The organism is Phytoamicus setariae (assembly GCF_016722925.1).
GTDB classification, from domain to species: Bacteria; Pseudomonadota; Alphaproteobacteria; order Rhizobiales; family Rhizobiaceae; genus Rhizobium_E; species Rhizobium_E setariae.
This window is the reverse complement of record NZ_JAEQNC010000025.1, coordinates 1-15,257: the sequence shown is the minus strand read 5'-3', so window position 1 is coordinate 15,257 and position 15,257 is coordinate 1. Positions and strand designations below refer to the sequence as shown.

11 protein-coding genes and 2 pseudogenes are annotated in these 15,257 nt (G+C 59.4%); 8 read left to right on the top strand and 5 right to left on the bottom strand.

Translation table 11 applies throughout. The features are described 5' to 3' along the window. Window positions 1-10 precede the first annotated feature (10 nt). The 6 genes from JJB09_RS25945 to JJB09_RS25925 all read left to right on the top strand — a co-directional run bounded on the left by JJB09_RS25945 (window position 11) and on the right by JJB09_RS25925 (window position 6,554). A complete protein-coding gene (locus JJB09_RS25945) occupies window positions 11-1,585 on the top strand; it encodes an ABC transporter substrate-binding protein (protein WP_246748996.1) in 1,575 nt (524 codons plus the stop codon). A 60-nt stretch (window positions 1,586-1,645) separates the two neighbouring features. Next, complete coding sequence (locus JJB09_RS27005) at window positions 1,646-1,780, top strand: hypothetical protein (RefSeq protein WP_281431867.1); 135 nt, start codon at window positions 1,646-1,648, stop codon at window positions 1,778-1,780. Between the two features lie 23 nt (window positions 1,781-1,803). Continuing rightward, window positions 1,804-2,751, top strand: a complete 948-nt coding sequence (locus JJB09_RS25940; RefSeq protein ID WP_343229092.1) for an ABC transporter permease — start codon at window positions 1,804-1,806, stop codon at window positions 2,749-2,751. 24 nt (window positions 2,752-2,775) lie between these two features. After that, window positions 2,776-3,579 (top strand): ABC transporter permease, encoded by an 804-nt coding sequence (locus tag JJB09_RS25935; RefSeq protein WP_246748994.1) that lies wholly within the window; start codon window positions 2,776-2,778, stop codon window positions 3,577-3,579. Then, a complete protein-coding gene (locus tag JJB09_RS25930) occupies window positions 3,579-5,219 on the top strand; it encodes an ABC transporter ATP-binding protein (protein WP_201663995.1) in 1,641 nt (546 codons plus the stop codon). Before JJB09_RS25935 ends, JJB09_RS25930 begins: the two co-directional genes overlap by 1 nt. 129 nt (window positions 5,220-5,348) lie before the next feature. Next, window positions 5,349-6,554: a LysR family transcriptional regulator gene (locus JJB09_RS25925; protein ID WP_201663994.1), complete on the top strand. Its 1,206-nt coding sequence runs from the start codon at window positions 5,349-5,351 to the stop codon at window positions 6,552-6,554. A gap of 45 nt (window positions 6,555-6,599) precedes the next feature. Here JJB09_RS25925 and JJB09_RS25920 read toward each other — a convergent pair whose 3' ends face one another. The 4 genes from JJB09_RS25920 to JJB09_RS25905 are packed head-to-tail and all read right to left on the bottom strand — an operon-like array spanning window position 6,600 to window position 12,019. Beyond that, window positions 6,600-8,258, bottom strand: coding sequence for a thiourocanate hydratase (locus tag JJB09_RS25920; protein WP_201663993.1), 1,659 nt, complete (start codon window positions 8,256-8,258; stop codon window positions 6,600-6,602). Between the two features lie 34 nt (window positions 8,259-8,292). Further along, window positions 8,293-9,384, bottom strand: a complete 1,092-nt coding sequence (locus JJB09_RS25915) for a thiohydantoin desulfurase (protein WP_201663992.1) — start codon at window positions 9,382-9,384, stop codon at window positions 8,293-8,295. Next, window positions 9,384-10,640 carry a Zn-dependent hydrolase gene (locus JJB09_RS25910; RefSeq protein WP_201663991.1) on the bottom strand — a complete coding sequence of 419 codons (1,257 nt, stop codon included), beginning with the start codon at window positions 10,638-10,640 and terminating at the stop codon, window positions 9,384-9,386. The genes JJB09_RS25915 and JJB09_RS25910 overlap by 1 nt, the downstream gene beginning before the upstream one ends. Further along, window positions 10,637-12,019, bottom strand: coding sequence for a hydantoin-5-propionate amidohydrolase (locus tag JJB09_RS25905; protein ID WP_201663990.1), 1,383 nt, complete (start codon window positions 12,017-12,019; stop codon window positions 10,637-10,639). Before JJB09_RS25905 ends, JJB09_RS25910 begins: the two co-directional genes overlap by 4 nt. Window positions 12,020-12,436: 417 nt before the next feature. On the opposite strand from JJB09_RS25905, the gene JJB09_RS25900 reads away from it, so the two are divergent. After that, window positions 12,437-13,984, top strand: coding sequence for an HAL/PAL/TAL family ammonia-lyase (locus JJB09_RS25900; RefSeq protein ID WP_201663989.1), 1,548 nt, complete (start codon window positions 12,437-12,439; stop codon window positions 13,982-13,984). A 225-nt stretch (window positions 13,985-14,209) separates the two neighbouring features. Beyond that, a pseudogene (locus JJB09_RS25895) lies at window positions 14,210-14,740 on the top strand (IS6 family transposase); the annotation flags it as partial. Between the two features lie 228 nt (window positions 14,741-14,968). Here JJB09_RS25895 and JJB09_RS25890 read toward each other — a convergent pair. Beyond that, window positions 14,969-15,257, bottom strand: a pseudogene (locus JJB09_RS25890) (aminotransferase class III-fold pyridoxal phosphate-dependent enzyme); the annotation flags it as partial.

Genomic DNA, 15,257 nt, shown 5'->3' with positions numbered 1-15,257 from the left:
AGTTCAACAAATGGGAGTTGAGAAAATGACGCTTTGGAATTCACAGTCACGCCGGAACTTTCTAAAGACAGCGTCGGGTATTACCCTGTCGGCTGCGATGGCGCCCTACATGATCGGCTCGGCCAGCGCGCAGGAAACGCCACAGAAGGGCGGCACGCTCAAGATCGGCATGCGCGGCGGCAGCACCACCGACAGCCTGAACCCGACCACGTATTCCAATGCCGTTCCGCTGCTCGTCGGCTATAGCGTCATGAACGGCCTGATCGAAATCGACGAAAAGGGCGTTCCTCGCCCCGAGCTTTTCGAGAGCTGGGAAATCGGCGACAAGGCGATGGAATGGGTGTTCAACGTCCGAAAGGGCATCGTTTTCCACAACGGCAAGACGATGACTGCCGATGACATCATCTACTCGCTTTCACTGCATGTCGGCGAGGACAGCAAATCGGCTGCTGCGACCGGACTTAAGCATGTCAAAGAAATCACCAAGCTCAACGAAAATCAGATCAAGATCACGCTGACCGCAGCCGACGTCGATCTGCACTACGCACTGAGCGACTACCACATTCTCGTTGTGCCTGCAGGCTTCACCGACTGGGCAAACCCGATCGGCACCGGCGCCTTCACCGTCGAAAGCTTTGATCCGGGTGTCCGTTGCGTGCTGCGCAATGTCGGCAACTACTGGAAAGAGGGCCGCGGCAATGTCGAGCGCGTCGAAATCACTGTCGTCAACGACATCGTTCAACGCATGAATGCGCTGATCTCGGGACAGGTTGACGTCATCAATGACGTCGACAAGCGGACCGTCAGCCTGCTGAGTGCGGCGCCGAGCCTTGAACTGGTGCAGGCACCTGGTGGCTGGCACACGATCATGGCGATGCAAACCGATGTCGCGCCATTCAACAATCCGGATTTCCGCCTGGCTCTCAAATATGCCTGCAACCGCGAACAAATCCTCGGTGCGCTGTTCAACGGTTTCGGCCGCATCGGCAACGACCAGCCGATCCCGGTTTCGGACCCGTTCTACAACACCGAACTGGTACAGCGCCCCTATGATCTGGACAAAGCCAAGTTCCACCTGAAGAAGGCTGGCCTGGCCGACACCAACATCGTCCTGTCGGCTTCCGATGCGGCCTATGTCGGCGCCGTCGACATGGGTGTCATTTTTCAAGACTCGGCTTCGAAGGCAGGCATCAACATCACTGCCAAGAAAGAGCCGCACGATGGTTTCTGGAGCAATGTCTGGCTGAAGGCACCGTTCTGCACGTCCTATTGGGCGGGCCGCGCCTCAGCAACCGACATGCTGGCATCGGCCTATTATTCCGGCGCCAGCTGGAACGAGACCCATTGGAAAAACGACGCCTTCGACAAGTTGCTCAGCGACGCCAAGGCCGAAGTTGACGAAGCAAAGCGCAAGACGCTGATCTGGGAAATGCAGGCCATGCTGTCCGATCAGGGCGGCGCTCTGATCCCGGTATTCTCCGATTGGGTCGACGCTCACAACATCAAGGTAAAGGGCCACACGCCTCATACCCAGTTCGACCTCAACAATGGTCGGCTGTGCGAAAAGGTATGGCTCGACGCCTGAAACTGACTGGCGTCTCCAAGCCCGTCGACACTAAAGACGTTGAGTGGTCGCAGTTAGCCTATGGCTGCTGCGACCACTCTGCTGGAGCATTACACGGCGAACGGCAACGCTTGGCGTGGCCATGCCAATGCAAAAAATCGAACAATGAGAGTGGGTGTGGTGATCCGTTTTGAACGCGCCGCGCTTTGGGACTGAACGATAGGAAGGATGGGGGAAACGTGCTTACACTCGTGATACGGCGGGCTGCACTGGGACTGATAACCCTGTGGGCAGCGTCAGTGCTGATTTTCGCCGGTACGCAAATACTCCCCGGAGACCTCGCGCAGGCAGTGTTGCAGAACAATGCTACGCCCGAGAATGTCGCTGCCATGCGCCACGAACTTGGCCTGGACCGGCCGGCGGTGGAACGCTACGTCGAATGGCTTGGCAAGGCCGTGCAAGGCGACCTCGGCACGTCGCTGGTCAACCAGCGCGATGTCGCCAAAGACCTTGCACCTCGTCTGCACAACACATTCTTCCTGGCCATCTATGCGGCGCTGATCGCCGTGCCGCTGGCCGTGCTGCTCGGCGTTCTGGCGGCTGCATGGCAGGGTAGCGCGTTTGACAGCGTCGCGAACGCGGCAACCTTGCTGGCCATTTCGCTGCCGGAGTATTTTCTCGGCTACCTGCTGATTAAATGGATTGCGGTTCAGCTCGGCTGGTTCCCGGTTTTGGCCAGCGTGACGCCCGACACGAGCTTTTTCGAGCGGCTTTATCTGTCGTTTCTGCCGATGCTGACGCTGGTTCTGGTGATCATCGCCCACATGATGCGGATGACCCGCGCGTCGGTTCTGGCCGTGATGTCCAGCCCGTATATCGAGATGGCGCTTCTCAAGGGACTGCCGAAATGGCGTGTCGTCGTCGAGCATGCGCTGCCCAATGCACTGGCCCCTATCATCAACGTCGTAGCGCTCAATCTGGCCTATCTGATCGTTGGCGTCGTGGTGGTTGAAGTTGTCTTTGTCTATCCCGGTCTTGGCCAGTTGATGGTCGATGCGGTGTCCAAGCGCGATGTCCCTGTCGTTCAGGCCTGTGGTCTGATCTTCGCCACGGCGTTCATCACCTTGAACATGACCGCCGACATCCTCGCCCTGATTAGCAATCCGCGCTTGCGGCATCCGAGGTAAACCATGCGGTTGTTTGGTCATAAAATGTCCCTGAGAGCACAGATCGGCCTGCTGATCGTGACCCTCAATGTTCTGATTGCAGTGTTCGTCCCTGTTCTCGCCCCCTATTCGGAATCGGAGATCGTCGGCAACGCCTGGTCTCCGGCCAGCGCCCAGCATTGGCTGGGGCTCGACAATCTGGGGCGTGACGTGCTTTCGCGCCTGCTCTACGGCGCGCGTCTGTCAATCGGCCTGTCGCTGATCATCACGACCCTGTCGTTCTCGATGGGTGTGTTTACCGGCTTTGCCGCGGCGGTGCTTGGCAAATGGGCCGATGTCGCATTGTCGCGCATCGTCGACCTGCTGCTGTCGATGCCGGCTCTGATCTTTGCGATGGTCGTCCTGTCGGTCATGGGCACCGATCTGATCGTGCTCATCGTTACGATTTCCATTCTGGATGCCACACGCATTTTCCGGGTGAGCCGTGCGCTGGCGATGAACATCGCATCGCTCGAATATGTCGAAGCCGCCCACATGCGCGGGGAAGGATTGTGGTGGATCGTCCGCCGCGAGATCCTGCCCAATTCCCTACCGCCTCTGGTGGCCGAATTCGGCCTGCGCTTCTGCTTCACCTTCCTGTTTATCTCGGCCTTGAGCTTCCTTGGTCTTGGCATTCAGCCGCCCTTTGCAGACTGGGGCAGCATGGTGAAGGACTATTCGCAATTGATCATGCTGGGCGTGCCTGCGGTCTTCTATCCCGCTGGGGCAATCGCGCTGCTGACCATCGGTATCAACCTGCTGGTTGACTGGCTGGTGTCAACCCAAACGCAAGTGAACAGAGGGGCATGATGACTGCTTTTCAAGATGACAACCTGCTTCGGATCGAAGGCTTGCGTATCGAGGCGCAAAGTCAGTCAGGAGCGGTCACGGTTCTTGTCGACGATGTCAGCTTCTCGCTGAAACGTGGCGAAGTGCTGGGGCTGATTGGCGAATCTGGTGCCGGCAAGTCCACCATCGGCCTGTCGAGCCTGCTCTATTCGCGACCCGGCTGCACGGTTACCGGCGGCAAGATCATCTTTGCCGGCGAGGATACGGATGACCTGTCGAGCACCCAGCGGCGCGGCTTGCGCGGCGTCCGCATCGCCTATGTCGCCCAAAGCGCGGCGGCCTCATTCAATCCTGCCCTGACCATCGGCAGGCAGGTTTGCGAGGTGTCGGTGCGCCATGGCCTGCAGACCAAGGCCGAGGCCTGGGAATCGGCTGTACAGCTGTTTCGCGCCCTCGAACTGCCCGATCCCGAGACGTTCGGTCATCGCTATCCGCATCAGGTCTCCGGCGGCCAGCTTCAGCGCGCCATGGCGGCGATGGCGATGATCGCCAAGCCGGATCTGCTTGTCATGGACGAGCCGACCACCGCACTCGACGTGACCACACAGGTGGAAGTCTTGCTGGTTTTCCGCAGGCTGATCCGCGACACCGGCACTGCAGCTCTCTATATCACGCATGATCTGGCTGTTGTCGCACAGGTCGCCGATCGCATTATGGTGCTGCGTCATGGCAAGATGGTCGAGCTCGACGATGCCCAACGCATTCTTCAGGCGCCGCGCGAAGACTATACCAGGCGGCTGGTCGCCGAACGTCAGGCAGCAACGATCGAGAACTTCGTCGAGGACGTGGACGCCGATCAACCTGTCGTTCTCGATATCAACCAGGTCGTCGCCAGCTATAGCGGGCTTTCGCGGGTCGTCGACAATGTGACGCTGGAACTCAGGCGTGGCGATACGTTGGCTGTCGTGGGCGAATCCGGTTCGGGCAAAAGCACGCTGGCGCGTGTCATTGTCGGACTTTTGCCTCGCGAAAGCGGAAATCTCGTCTTTCAGGGCAAGGAATTGTCACGGGCGATAAAGCAGCGCTCGCGCGAAGAGCTTCGGCGTATCCAGATGATCTACCAGATGCCGGATATGGCGCTGAACCCGAGCCAGACCTTGCTGGAAATCATCGGCCGCCCGATCGAGTTCTATTTCCGCAAGTCGAAGAAGGAAGTACGCGAGCGCGTTCTGGAACTGTTGCGGCAGATCGAACTGCCGGAGCATTTCATTACGCGTCGTCCGACCGAGCTTTCAGGCGGGCAGAAGCAGCGCGTCTGCATCGCGCGCGCACTCGCCGCCGAACCGGATGTCATCATATGCGATGAGGTGACCTCGGCGCTTGATCCATTGGTGGCGGAAGACATTCTGCTGCTGTTGCGGCGCCTGCAGGACAAGTTCGGGCTTGCCTATCTGTTCATCACGCATGACCTCAGCACGGTTCGCCGCGTTGCCAATAAGGTCGCTGTCATGCGCAAGGGGCAGGTTGTCGCCTATGGCAAGACGCCTGTCGTCTTCGCGCCACCTTACCACCCCTACACGGAACTGTTGTTGTCATCGATCCCCGAAATGCGCGCCGACTGGCTCGATGAGGTTCTTGAGAAGCGACGCGAGCCGGCATGATTGCCGGCATCGCGACAAAGCTGGACACTCAACAGGCAGCTTAATGCGGGGTATCCCGGAAAAGAAGCAGGCGGGAGCCGAGTGATCTCCTTTCCACGCCTGTCCTCAGCCGTGCTGAAAGTTTGAGAAATGGATATTTCCACATTCATCATCGTGCACCAGGTCTTGGTTTGTGGAGGCGTTCGCAAGGCAGCTGAAAAACTGGGAAAGCCGGTTTCCAGCGTTTCGGCGGCGCTGATCCGTTTGCAATCGAACATTGCGATGCCTTTGACCATCACATCAGGCAATCGCATCCTGGCGACTCTCGAAGGGCAACGAATTACGACCATCCTGTCGCGAGCAGCTGAACTTGTCAGAAAGATCGTCAAGTTATCGGACGATTGCGACGAAACCAGCAGCCATCAGTCAGACGACGCGCTGCAAAAGCGGAGTGCGAAGCTGACGATTTCGCTCCCTGCACTTCAACGTTTTATCGTTACGTCACGTTGTGGCAGTATCCGTCGCGCTGCGATGGAAATCCCCATGGGCCAGCCACAACTCACCCGCCAGATCAAACATATCGAGAGTGAAATTGGTACCGTGCTGCTGGAGCGCAGCCAAAATGGCATAAGTCTCACGCCGCAAGGAGCGGCGTTGCTGACAATTGCCGAAGAACTCGATGATATCTGGCTGAAGATGTCGCAGGGTTCGTCCGACCGGTTTCGGCGATTGCACAGGACCGTCCGGCTTGGTTCGGTCAGCCCGTTGAGTTCGGGCAGCCGAATTGCCCGGATGTCTGCGACGTTGGTAGCAGAATGGAGCCGAAACCGACCACAGACTCCTTTATTCGTTTCCTCGGGCACTGCGGAAGAACTGCTGCATGGATTGAAGAATGGACACTACGATCTGGCACTGATCGACACCGATATGGTGCCCAAAGAGCTGCCAAGCTGCATCATTTCTCGTTCGTCGCTGGCCATTGTCGGCTCTTCGGAGCGCATACATGTCGGACAATTCGACATTCCCGGCCTTCTGTCCAGCGGCAAGCTGGTGTTGCCAAGTGCGCGCAACGGGCTTCGCCAAAAAACAATGCAATACTTGAGCGACACCCTGTCCAAGGACATGCTTGGGGAGATATCGATCACCGAAATGGATATTATTCCAGTCATTGCCAATCTGGTGATGGATCATGACTATATCACGGTCCTGCCGCAATCAGCGTTGAGTGATTATAGTGACCAGTTGGACAGTCTGCCTCTCCCCCCGGAATACGACATGCAGCTTCTACTCGTCAGTGGCGCAACGGCCGCCTCGCAGTCGATATTCCACAGAGCATTGTCCCTGCTGAAAATGTGATGGCAACCGAAGGCCTCTCGTTGCGAAAGGCCCTCGTTAGCAGTTTTAGCTGGCGATATGCCCGACATCGTGGGTTGCCGCGGCCTCTATCGCCTCGTCATATCCGGCATCCGCGTAACGGATAATGCCGAGCGATGTATCGTTGGTGATCGCCTGGCCAAGCCGCAGATCGGCGTCTTCCGTGCCGTCGGCTACAAGAGTAACGCCTGAACTCGTCATGTATCCGGCATAACCGCCGCCGCCGGAATGGATGACAACGAGATCGGCCATGGATGCGCAGAGCGTCATGGCGTTGATAAGCGGCCAGTCGGCAATGGCGTCGGATCCATCCTTCATGTTCTCGGTCATGATGTTCGGATGTGCCATCGCGCCCGCATCGAGATGATCGCGCGAGAAGGCAACCGGTCCCTTCAGCTCGCCATTGCGCACCAGTTCATTGACCGCCTGTGCAAGCCGCGTGCGTTCGCCGTGGCCGAGCCACGCAATACGCGCCGGGAGCCCTTCAAAGGGAACATTGGCGCGTGCCAGCCGGATCCAGTTGGTAACGCCCGCATTGTCGGCAAACATCTCCATGACGAGATCGTCGATCCGCGCGATATCGGCCTCATCGCCGGAAAGCGCCATCCAGCGGAAGGGACCGATTGCCTTGCAGAACAACGGCCGCAGATAGGCTTCGGTAAAGATCGGAATGCTGAAGGCATCGCTTATGCCTTCCTGAAAGGCCTGGGTGCGGATCAGGTTGCCGTTGTCGAAAACCTCAGCCCCCTTCTTCTGGAAGTCGAGCATGGCCTGAACATGGATGGCGATGGAGGCGCGGCTAGCCGCCATCAGTTCCGCCTGCCGGCTTTCACGCATGCTGCGCGCTTCTTCGAGGCTCAGGCCGCGCGGTACATAGCCGTAAACCAGATCGTGGGCCGAAGTCTGGTCTGTGACTATATCCGGCACGATGCCGCGTGCGGCGATTTCCGGGTAGATATCGGCGGCATTGCCGACGATGCCGACGGAAACGGCACGCTTGTCGGCAACCGCCTGATCGATGATCGCCAGCGCCTCATCAAGGCTAGCAGCGACCTCGTCCAGAAAGCCGATTTCCTTCCGCTTGCGCACACGTTCGGGGTCGATGTCGGCAACAAGGATCGCTGCCCCCGCCATGCGCCCGGCGAGCGGCTGCGCGCCGCCCATGCCGCCCAAGCCGGCGGTCAGGATGAAGCGTCCGGCAAGCGAGCCGCCAAAGCGTTTTTCGGCGATCCGCATGAAGATTTCATACGTGCCCTGAATAACACCCTGGCTGCCGATATACTGCCACGCTCCGGCCGTCAGGCCACCCCAACAAATCAGCCCCTTGCGTTGGTAGTCATAGAAGTTTTCTGCGTTCGCCCATTGGCCGATGATGTTGCAGTTCGCCATGATCACCAGCGGTGCCTGCTTGTGCGTCTTCAAGAGTGCGACAGGCTTGCCGGACTGGATCACCAGCGTCTGGTCCTCGTCCATATGCTTCAGCGTCCGCACGATGGCATCATGGGCAGCCCAATTGCGCGCGGCCTTGCCGAGGGCGGCATAAACGACCAGATTATCTGGGTCCTCGCCAACCGACAGGACATTTTCGAGGAGGCGCAGCAGTCCCTCCTGTCGCCAGCCTTTTGCGCGAAGCTCCGGACCTGCAGGGATGGGAAAGTGCGGATTTCGAGGATTGGGTTTAGGCATAGTATCGATCCTTGTCATTCACAGGCAGCAGCAATCACTTCGAAAGGGCGTATTCGGCGATTGAAATGCCAAGTGCTTTTTCGACAACCGGATAGACAGCCGGGTCCTTTACGCTGGATGCCAGCGGAATGATTGTCTTTGGCACATGCAAAAGGAAAACGCGCTGGCCGATTTGCAACTGGCCGACGCTGAGCGCCTCGGCATCCGGCGAGAGGGTGGTGATCACGTCAGGAAACGTCGCCAGGCGCGTGCCATCGGCGGTATCGACGGCCATGTACTCGTTCATGATGTGCAGGGTCATGGCGCCAGAACCGCTGCCGAGCGTGACCGTGCCCACGTCAAATGCCTCTGCCGTATAGACAACCGACTTTGCCGTTACGTCCGCTTCGATCAGGATCGATCCGCCGGTCGTGGCAACAATCGCATCGATCACGGCATGACCACCGCGGCCCTGTGCCGCGATCATCGCTTCGCCGAGTTTCAACGCGCGGCTGATGCCGCCGAGCGCGGCATTCTGCTTGACATAGGAGGCGCGCAACGGGTTGCGGCACGATGCGATAAAGCCGCCGGACTGGTCCGACGCCGTGCGCAGGATCGGCGACACTTTGGCCGTGGCGCCGCGCACCACCACTTCGATGTAGCGGTTTTCCGCCCTGTTGCCGCCGACGGCGGTCTGGATCATCTGCTCGGGCGAGCTTGCCATGCCGATGGACCCCATATCGCCGGTCGGATGGGCGCGCATGTCGCCGACGGCATCCAGAACCTTGGTGCCGAGGATTGCCGATGGCAGCCAGGCATTCAGTGTTGAGGATTTGCCGTTCTGCCCGACCATCAAGGCGGAAACGCGCTCGCCAAGCTCATCCTGCAGCATCCGAACGGCTTTGACATAATCGATGCCCTGCATCTCCCATGCGGTGGTCGATGCCGGTGCGCCGATCGCTGCGGCGGTGGCGACCCACTCGTCCGGGGTAAGTTCTTCAATATCGATCAGTTCCGGCTGGCCAGCGCAAACGGCGGCATGTCCAAGTTTGCGGCCGTGATCGGCCCATCCGCCACCGCCGGCAGCATAGACCGAACCGCCGAGCACTGCCGGCTCGACATCTTTTTCAGTGAGAATGCGTCCCATTATTTTTCTTCCTTCAATTGCTGGTCTAGTGTTCTCACCGTTTCCATGAGCACGGCGGTTCCCAAGGCTATGTCTTCGTTTTCGGCCCATTCCTCAGGCGCGTGGCTGCGCCCGTCGCGGCAGGGGATGAAAACCATTCCCGCTTTGGAGATCCGCGCCATAAAGGCGGCATCATGTCCTGCGCCGGACGCCATCAGGCGCTGGCTGATGCCAAGCGCATCCGCGCTTTGACCGAGAAGATCGATAACATCGGTATGCATAGGCACCGCCGAAGCGTCCGAGATCGGCCGTGCGGCAATGACGGCGCCGGAGGTGGCGGTGACCTCAGCGCACAATGCTTCAAGCTGTGCCGTGAACGCTTCGATATCGTCGCGCAGCTCCGAGCGGGCATCGATCAGAAGCCTTACATGCGATGGCACGACATTGGCCGCATTGGGCAGCATCGCAAATTCACCGACAGTCGCCACGAAATGGCACGGCCCCTTGGCAAGCGTTGCTGCGCTTGTTTCGATGCCGAGAACCAGCCGCATGGCAGCGCTCAGCGCATCGCATCGGGCGTTCATCGGCGTGGTTCCGGCATGATCGGCACGCCCTTCGACTGTGACTTCAATCCGGGTGATGCCGGCGATTGCGGTGACAATGCCGATATTGCAGTGTTCCGCTTCGAGGATCGGCCCTTGCTCGATATGCAGCTCGAGAAAGCCCCTGACATCGGCGCGCTTCATCAACTGATCCGGATTGCCGCCGGCGATCGCGAGCCCTTCGGCCAAGGTCATGCCGCTGGCTTCCCTGCTCAGCCACTCCGCGGGGCGCAACCCCGCCATGCCGCGACTGCCGATGCACGAAACGCCGAAGATGGAAACCTCCTCGGCCAGGAAGTCGACGACTTCCAATGTATGATCAAGCTGAACGCCGGCTTCCGCCAACGCGCGCGCCACTTCCAGTGCCGCCACAACGCCTGCGACACCGTCAAAGCGGCCACCGTCAGGCACCGTATCGGAATGTGAGCCGAGCATGATCACGCCGAGCGCCGGGTCTTTTCCGTTGCGACGACCGATCAGGTTGCCGCTGGCGTCGATATGCGTGTCCAGGCCGGCATCGCGGAAACGCCGCTCAAGATAGGCGCGCCCTTCCAGGTGCATCGGCGTGAAAGCGCGGCGCGTCCACGGCCTGCCTTCTTCGGTGATGGCAGCCAGCGCATCCAGATCGGCTCCGATGCGCTCTGCCGATACGGCAAGATTGCGCTTGCCGCTCATATCCGCGTCTCATCGAGCCGGATTGAAGCGGGAGGACGGACAAACGCGCCGCATCCCGGCTCGGCCACCACATTCGTCCCGTCGTAGGCAAGACGGCCACGGCCATAGGTCGCGGCAACGCGGTAGGGCAATGTCGTGCCGTCAAAAGGCGACCAGCCGGCAATGTTGTTGCCGCTCTTGGCCGCGTCATAGACATAAGGCTCCGGTGTCAGCACGGTGATGTCGGCATGCTTGCCGAGCTCCAGCGCGCCCTTGACGTGGTCGATGCGGAAATGGCGGGCCGGATTATAAGCCATCAGGCGTGCGCCCCAGAAAAGCGGCACCCCACGTTCCATCGCGCCTTTGACGAACAGCGGGACCATGGTTTCCAGTCCGGGCAGGCCGGATGCATTGGCAAGCATATCCGGATTGGTCTTGCGATCGAGCGACCAGCTGACGTGATCGGTGGACAGCAGCGTGACATTGCCGCTGGCCAGCTGACGCCACAGGGCTTCGACTTCTGCACGGGGTCTGAGCGGCGGGTTGCATTTGGAGCGCCCGCCCAGGCGGCGTGCATCGGTTTCCTCGTCAAGCATTAGATAGTGGATGAGGCATTCCGCCGTGGCGGCATAGCCCTGGGTTCGGTAGTTGGCGGCGATTTGATAGCCACGTTCGAGCGAGCAGTGGACCACATGGGCCGGGCAATTGGTCGCCGCACCAATTTCATAAATTTCCAGCATGGCCAGAAGCTCCGTCAGCGGTGGCCGCGACAGGCCATGGGCGGTGTAATCGGTGATGCCGGCCGCCTTCACCGCAGCCATTGCCGTATTCACATATTCATCGTTTTCGTTGTGAACGCCTGCTGTCAGTCCGGTTTTGGCGACTTCTGCAAAGCATTCGGCCATCAGCGCTGCGGGAATGCGTGGAAAGCGCTTGGGGTCCGTGCCGAACGTCGAAAACTTGAAGGCCGCCGCGCCGGCTGCTGCCTGTTCGGCAATGCGTACAGCACCTTCCTCCGGGTCAATTGTGCCATAAAGAGCAAAATCGATCCGGGCCTGCTTTTCCGCATGCACGACCTTGCTTTTGAATGAAGCCGCAGAGCAGACGAGATTGCCTTCATCATAGGGCATGTCAACGATCGTCGTGATGCCGCCGGCTGCGGCTGCGCGGGTCGACCAGATGAAGTCTTCCTGGTTTTTCTGCGAGAGCGAGTGAACCTGGGCATCGATGGCGCCCGGCATGATCAGGGCTTCACCCAGATCGTGGCTCTCGCTCGCACCCGGCATCGCGCCTTGCCCAATTATGGCGACAATGCCGTCGCGCACAGCCACAAATCCCGATGGGACGATGCGATCGGCGAGCACCAGCTTGCCTTTGAGAACGAGATCAAAATCGGACATGAGACTTCCTTGGGATAAGCCATGTTACGGCTGCTCGCATGGAAAGCTGTGGAGCCGGTCAAGCCACCTTAGGCGGCTCGGGACTGATGCGGGATATCCCAATTTCTGGACAAAATATGTGGTTTTGCAACTGCTGTTTTAGCGGTGGCTGCGACATGGCCCATACAGGATTTGGGATATCCTGTCGGTGGAGGGAGCCGTGGTAGTCGGTGTCTACACGATCCGTGCTTTCGGCTGCGCCGATGTCAGGATGCGCGAACGGTTATCAAGGCCGGATCACCAATAGTCTCGGGATTGACTGCCCTGCCTTGGCCGGCAGGGGCGGGCCGGGTGTGCGGCGTGGAAGTGCAAGAACGACGTGAGCGATGCGCCATGCGGCGGCGTGAATTCGAAATACTGAATTGTAAGGACGACCATATGACCTCCCATCCTGTATCCCTGGTTGTGCCGCCGATCATTTCCCTGGGCGCCACGCCGCCAAAGATCGAGGAAATTGCCGCGATCGCCAGGAGACATCACTCTGTCGTCATCACCAGCGAGGCGGACAAGCGCGTCAATGCAGCGCGTGCCGTCGTCGAGCGTCATCTGGCACTCAACCTGCCGGTATACGGATTGAACACCGGATTGGGCGCGGGTGTAGATACGCGGCTGAGCGAAGACGATCTGATCGAGTTTCAGCTGCGCGTGCCGCATGGCCACGCGGTCGGCGTCGGGCCCGCGCTTGCGCAGGATGAGGTTCGCGCGATCATGGCGGTGCGCATTGCCTGCATGTCGAGAGGGGGCACCGGCGTATCTTCCGGCGTGTTCCATGGGCTCGTTGCGGCGTTGAACGCCGGCGTGCATCCGGTTATTCCGTCATGGGGTTCGATCGGCGCGGCTGATCTGGCTCCGCTTGCCCATATGGGCATGGCGCTTCTCGGTCATGGCGAGGTCGAATATGGCGGGGAAATCCTGCCGGCATCCGTCGCGCTTGAGCGGACGGGCCTGAAGCCGCTCAATATTCGCGCCAAGGATGGGCATGCGCTGGTGGGGGCCAACAGCCTTTCCGTCGGGCAGGCCTGTCTGAAGATCGAGGACATAGAGCAGGTCTTCGACTGGTCGCTCAAGGCGATTTCTTTGAATTTTGAGGCGTTCCGCGCCAACCTCACCGTACTTGACGATCGTGTGCTGGCCGCGCGGCCCGCATTCGGACAGAGAGTCGTCGGCGCGCAACTTCGCAGCCTACTGGCGGGCAGCGCTTTGTTTGACGACGGAGCCGCGAGGCGCATTCAGGACCCGCTGAGCTATCGCTGCGTCCCGCAAGTGCTGGGCGCGCTGCGACATGCAATCGATGAAGTCCGCGCTGCGACGGAAATTGAACTAGCAAGTTCCGGCGACAACCCCGTAGTGCTGCCGGCCGAGGGAGAAATTCTGTCCAACGGCAACTTCGACATAGTGGCGTTCGTGCTGTCGTGGGAGCGCCTTGGGCAGGCCATCGCACACTGTGCGACAGGTACGGCCTATCGGCTGATGAAGTTGATGTCCCCCGCCACATCCGAATTGCCGCGCTTTCTGGTGCCGGAAGGACAGAACCGAAGCGGATTTGCAGTTCTGCAAAAGGCCATTGCGGCGATGGAAGCCGACATTCGCCATCTGGCCAACCCGATTTCACTGGCGCCGATTGCCGTGTCGGACAGCATCGAAGACCAGGCTTCCATGGCACCGCGTGTCGTGGAAAAGACCGGCTCGATCATCGAACGCTTCCGCTACCTGGTAGCGATTGAACTGCTGGTCTCTGCCCATGCGCTCGAACTCAGGGGCATGCCTGAAAAGCTGGGCATAGGCGCTGAAGCCAGCTACAAGGCCGTTCGCGACCGTGTGGGTTCACTCGACGACCTGAGCGTGTTGAGTGGCGACATCACGCAGATAGTGGCAATGATCAGCAAATACGACATTTCGATGCAGCCAAAGGTAAATGCCGTTTAGCTCTGCGTCCCAAGGCGCCGTTTGAATCCTATCAAGGCGGTAGATTTTGAGCGGTACTAGAATGCAGAAATTATTTCCGCGTTCTGAGCCGCCGCTGCCGTCGTGCGCGACGGCGGTCGAGAACACTTAGAGAGGCATCGTAAACTTAGCGCGCTCAGGCTGGAAAGTGGGCGTATCGCTTTCGTTCAGTTGGCGTGAAGGCGAGCGATATCGGACCATGTTTGCATGGCAGTTTCGTTCCAAACAGTCGCCGAATGGGCTGCCAAGTTCGGCCGGGAATCTGCCCGTGCCATCCGACGTCGATCCAGGGGAAGTTTGGCCGACAAATGGCATCTGGACGAAATGGTCGTTGCTATCAAGGGCAAGAAATACTGGCTGTGGCGCGCCGTCGATGCTGATGGTCATGTTCTCGATGCCCTGATCCAAAGCCGTCGCGACAAGACGGCGGCCCTTCGATTGATGCGAAAGCTACTGAAGGGCCAGTGCGTCGCGCCACGTGTCATGATCACCGACAAGCTCAGATCCTACAATGTAGCCAGAAGAGAAATCATGCCCAGTGTCGAGCATCGCTCGCATAAGGGCCTGAATAACCGGGCGGAGAATTCGCATCGGGCTGTTCGACGACGAGAGCGAGGCATGATCCGGTTCAAGTCGGCAGCGCAATGCCAGCGCTTCATCTCCATCCATGGCCCGATCGCAAACCTCTTCCATCTTCAACGCAAGAAGACGACCCCTGCTGAACATCGCAAACTGTGAAACGCCGCCATGAACACCTGGAGCGAAATCACCCTGTCGATGGCGGCATAAACTGGCACCATGATGGCCATCCTGTGCCCCACCAAAGTTAAGGCGACGCTACCAGCTCAACCATCATCCAAAATCACATTGCCAAACGGGCGCCATCCAGACATGACAACTCCCTTGGCAGCACTAAGTTTACGGTGCCTGCTGCCAGCAAGGAAAGCAGGCGGCTTCGCCCCGCACCTACGCGGAAAATCGCGTCAAGACCTCATCGAGTGCCGTCAGGAACCGGTCGCAGTCGTCGTTGCTGAAGGGAGCCGGCGGCTTGATCTTCAGCACGTTGTAGAGCGGCCCCTCGCTGGAGAGCAGAATATGATGTCGATGCTTCATCTCCGCCAGGACGAAATCCACCGCATCGGCGGCAGGCTCGAGACTCCCGCGATCATGGACCAGCTCGATGCCGATGAAGAGCCCGTGGCCGCGAACGTCGCCGATCAGCGGATGGCGTTCGGCAAGCTGGCGGGCACCCTCC

Excerpts from the sequence above, each read along its gene's own strand:
- JJB09_RS25900 (WP_201663989.1), top strand. The coding sequence starts at position 12,437 with ATGACCTCCCATCCTGTATCCCTGGTTGTGCCGCCGATCATTTCCCTG.
- JJB09_RS25915 (WP_201663992.1), bottom strand. The coding sequence starts at position 9,384 with ATGGGACGCATTCTCACTGAAAAAGATGTCGAGCCGGCAGTGCTCGGC.
- JJB09_RS25930 (WP_201663995.1), top strand. The coding sequence starts at position 3,579 with ATGACTGCTTTTCAAGATGACAACCTGCTTCGGATCGAAGGCTTGCGT.
- JJB09_RS25905 (WP_201663990.1), bottom strand. The coding sequence starts at position 12,019 with ATGTCCGATTTTGATCTCGTTCTCAAAGGCAAGCTGGTGCTCGCCGAT.
- JJB09_RS25925 (WP_201663994.1), top strand. The coding sequence starts at position 5,349 with ATGGATATTTCCACATTCATCATCGTGCACCAGGTCTTGGTTTGTGGA.
- JJB09_RS25935 (WP_246748994.1), top strand. The coding sequence starts at position 2,776 with ATGTCCCTGAGAGCACAGATCGGCCTGCTGATCGTGACCCTCAATGTT.
- JJB09_RS27005 (WP_281431867.1), top strand. The coding sequence starts at position 1,646 with ATGGCTGCTGCGACCACTCTGCTGGAGCATTACACGGCGAACGGCAAC.
- JJB09_RS25945 (WP_246748996.1), top strand. The coding sequence starts at position 11 with ATGGGAGTTGAGAAAATGACGCTTTGGAATTCACAGTCACGCCGGAAC.
- JJB09_RS25920 (WP_201663993.1), bottom strand. The coding sequence starts at position 8,258 with ATGCCTAAACCCAATCCTCGAAATCCGCACTTTCCCATCCCTGCAGGT.
- JJB09_RS25910 (WP_201663991.1), bottom strand. The coding sequence starts at position 10,640 with ATGAGCGGCAAGCGCAATCTTGCCGTATCGGCAGAGCGCATCGGAGCC.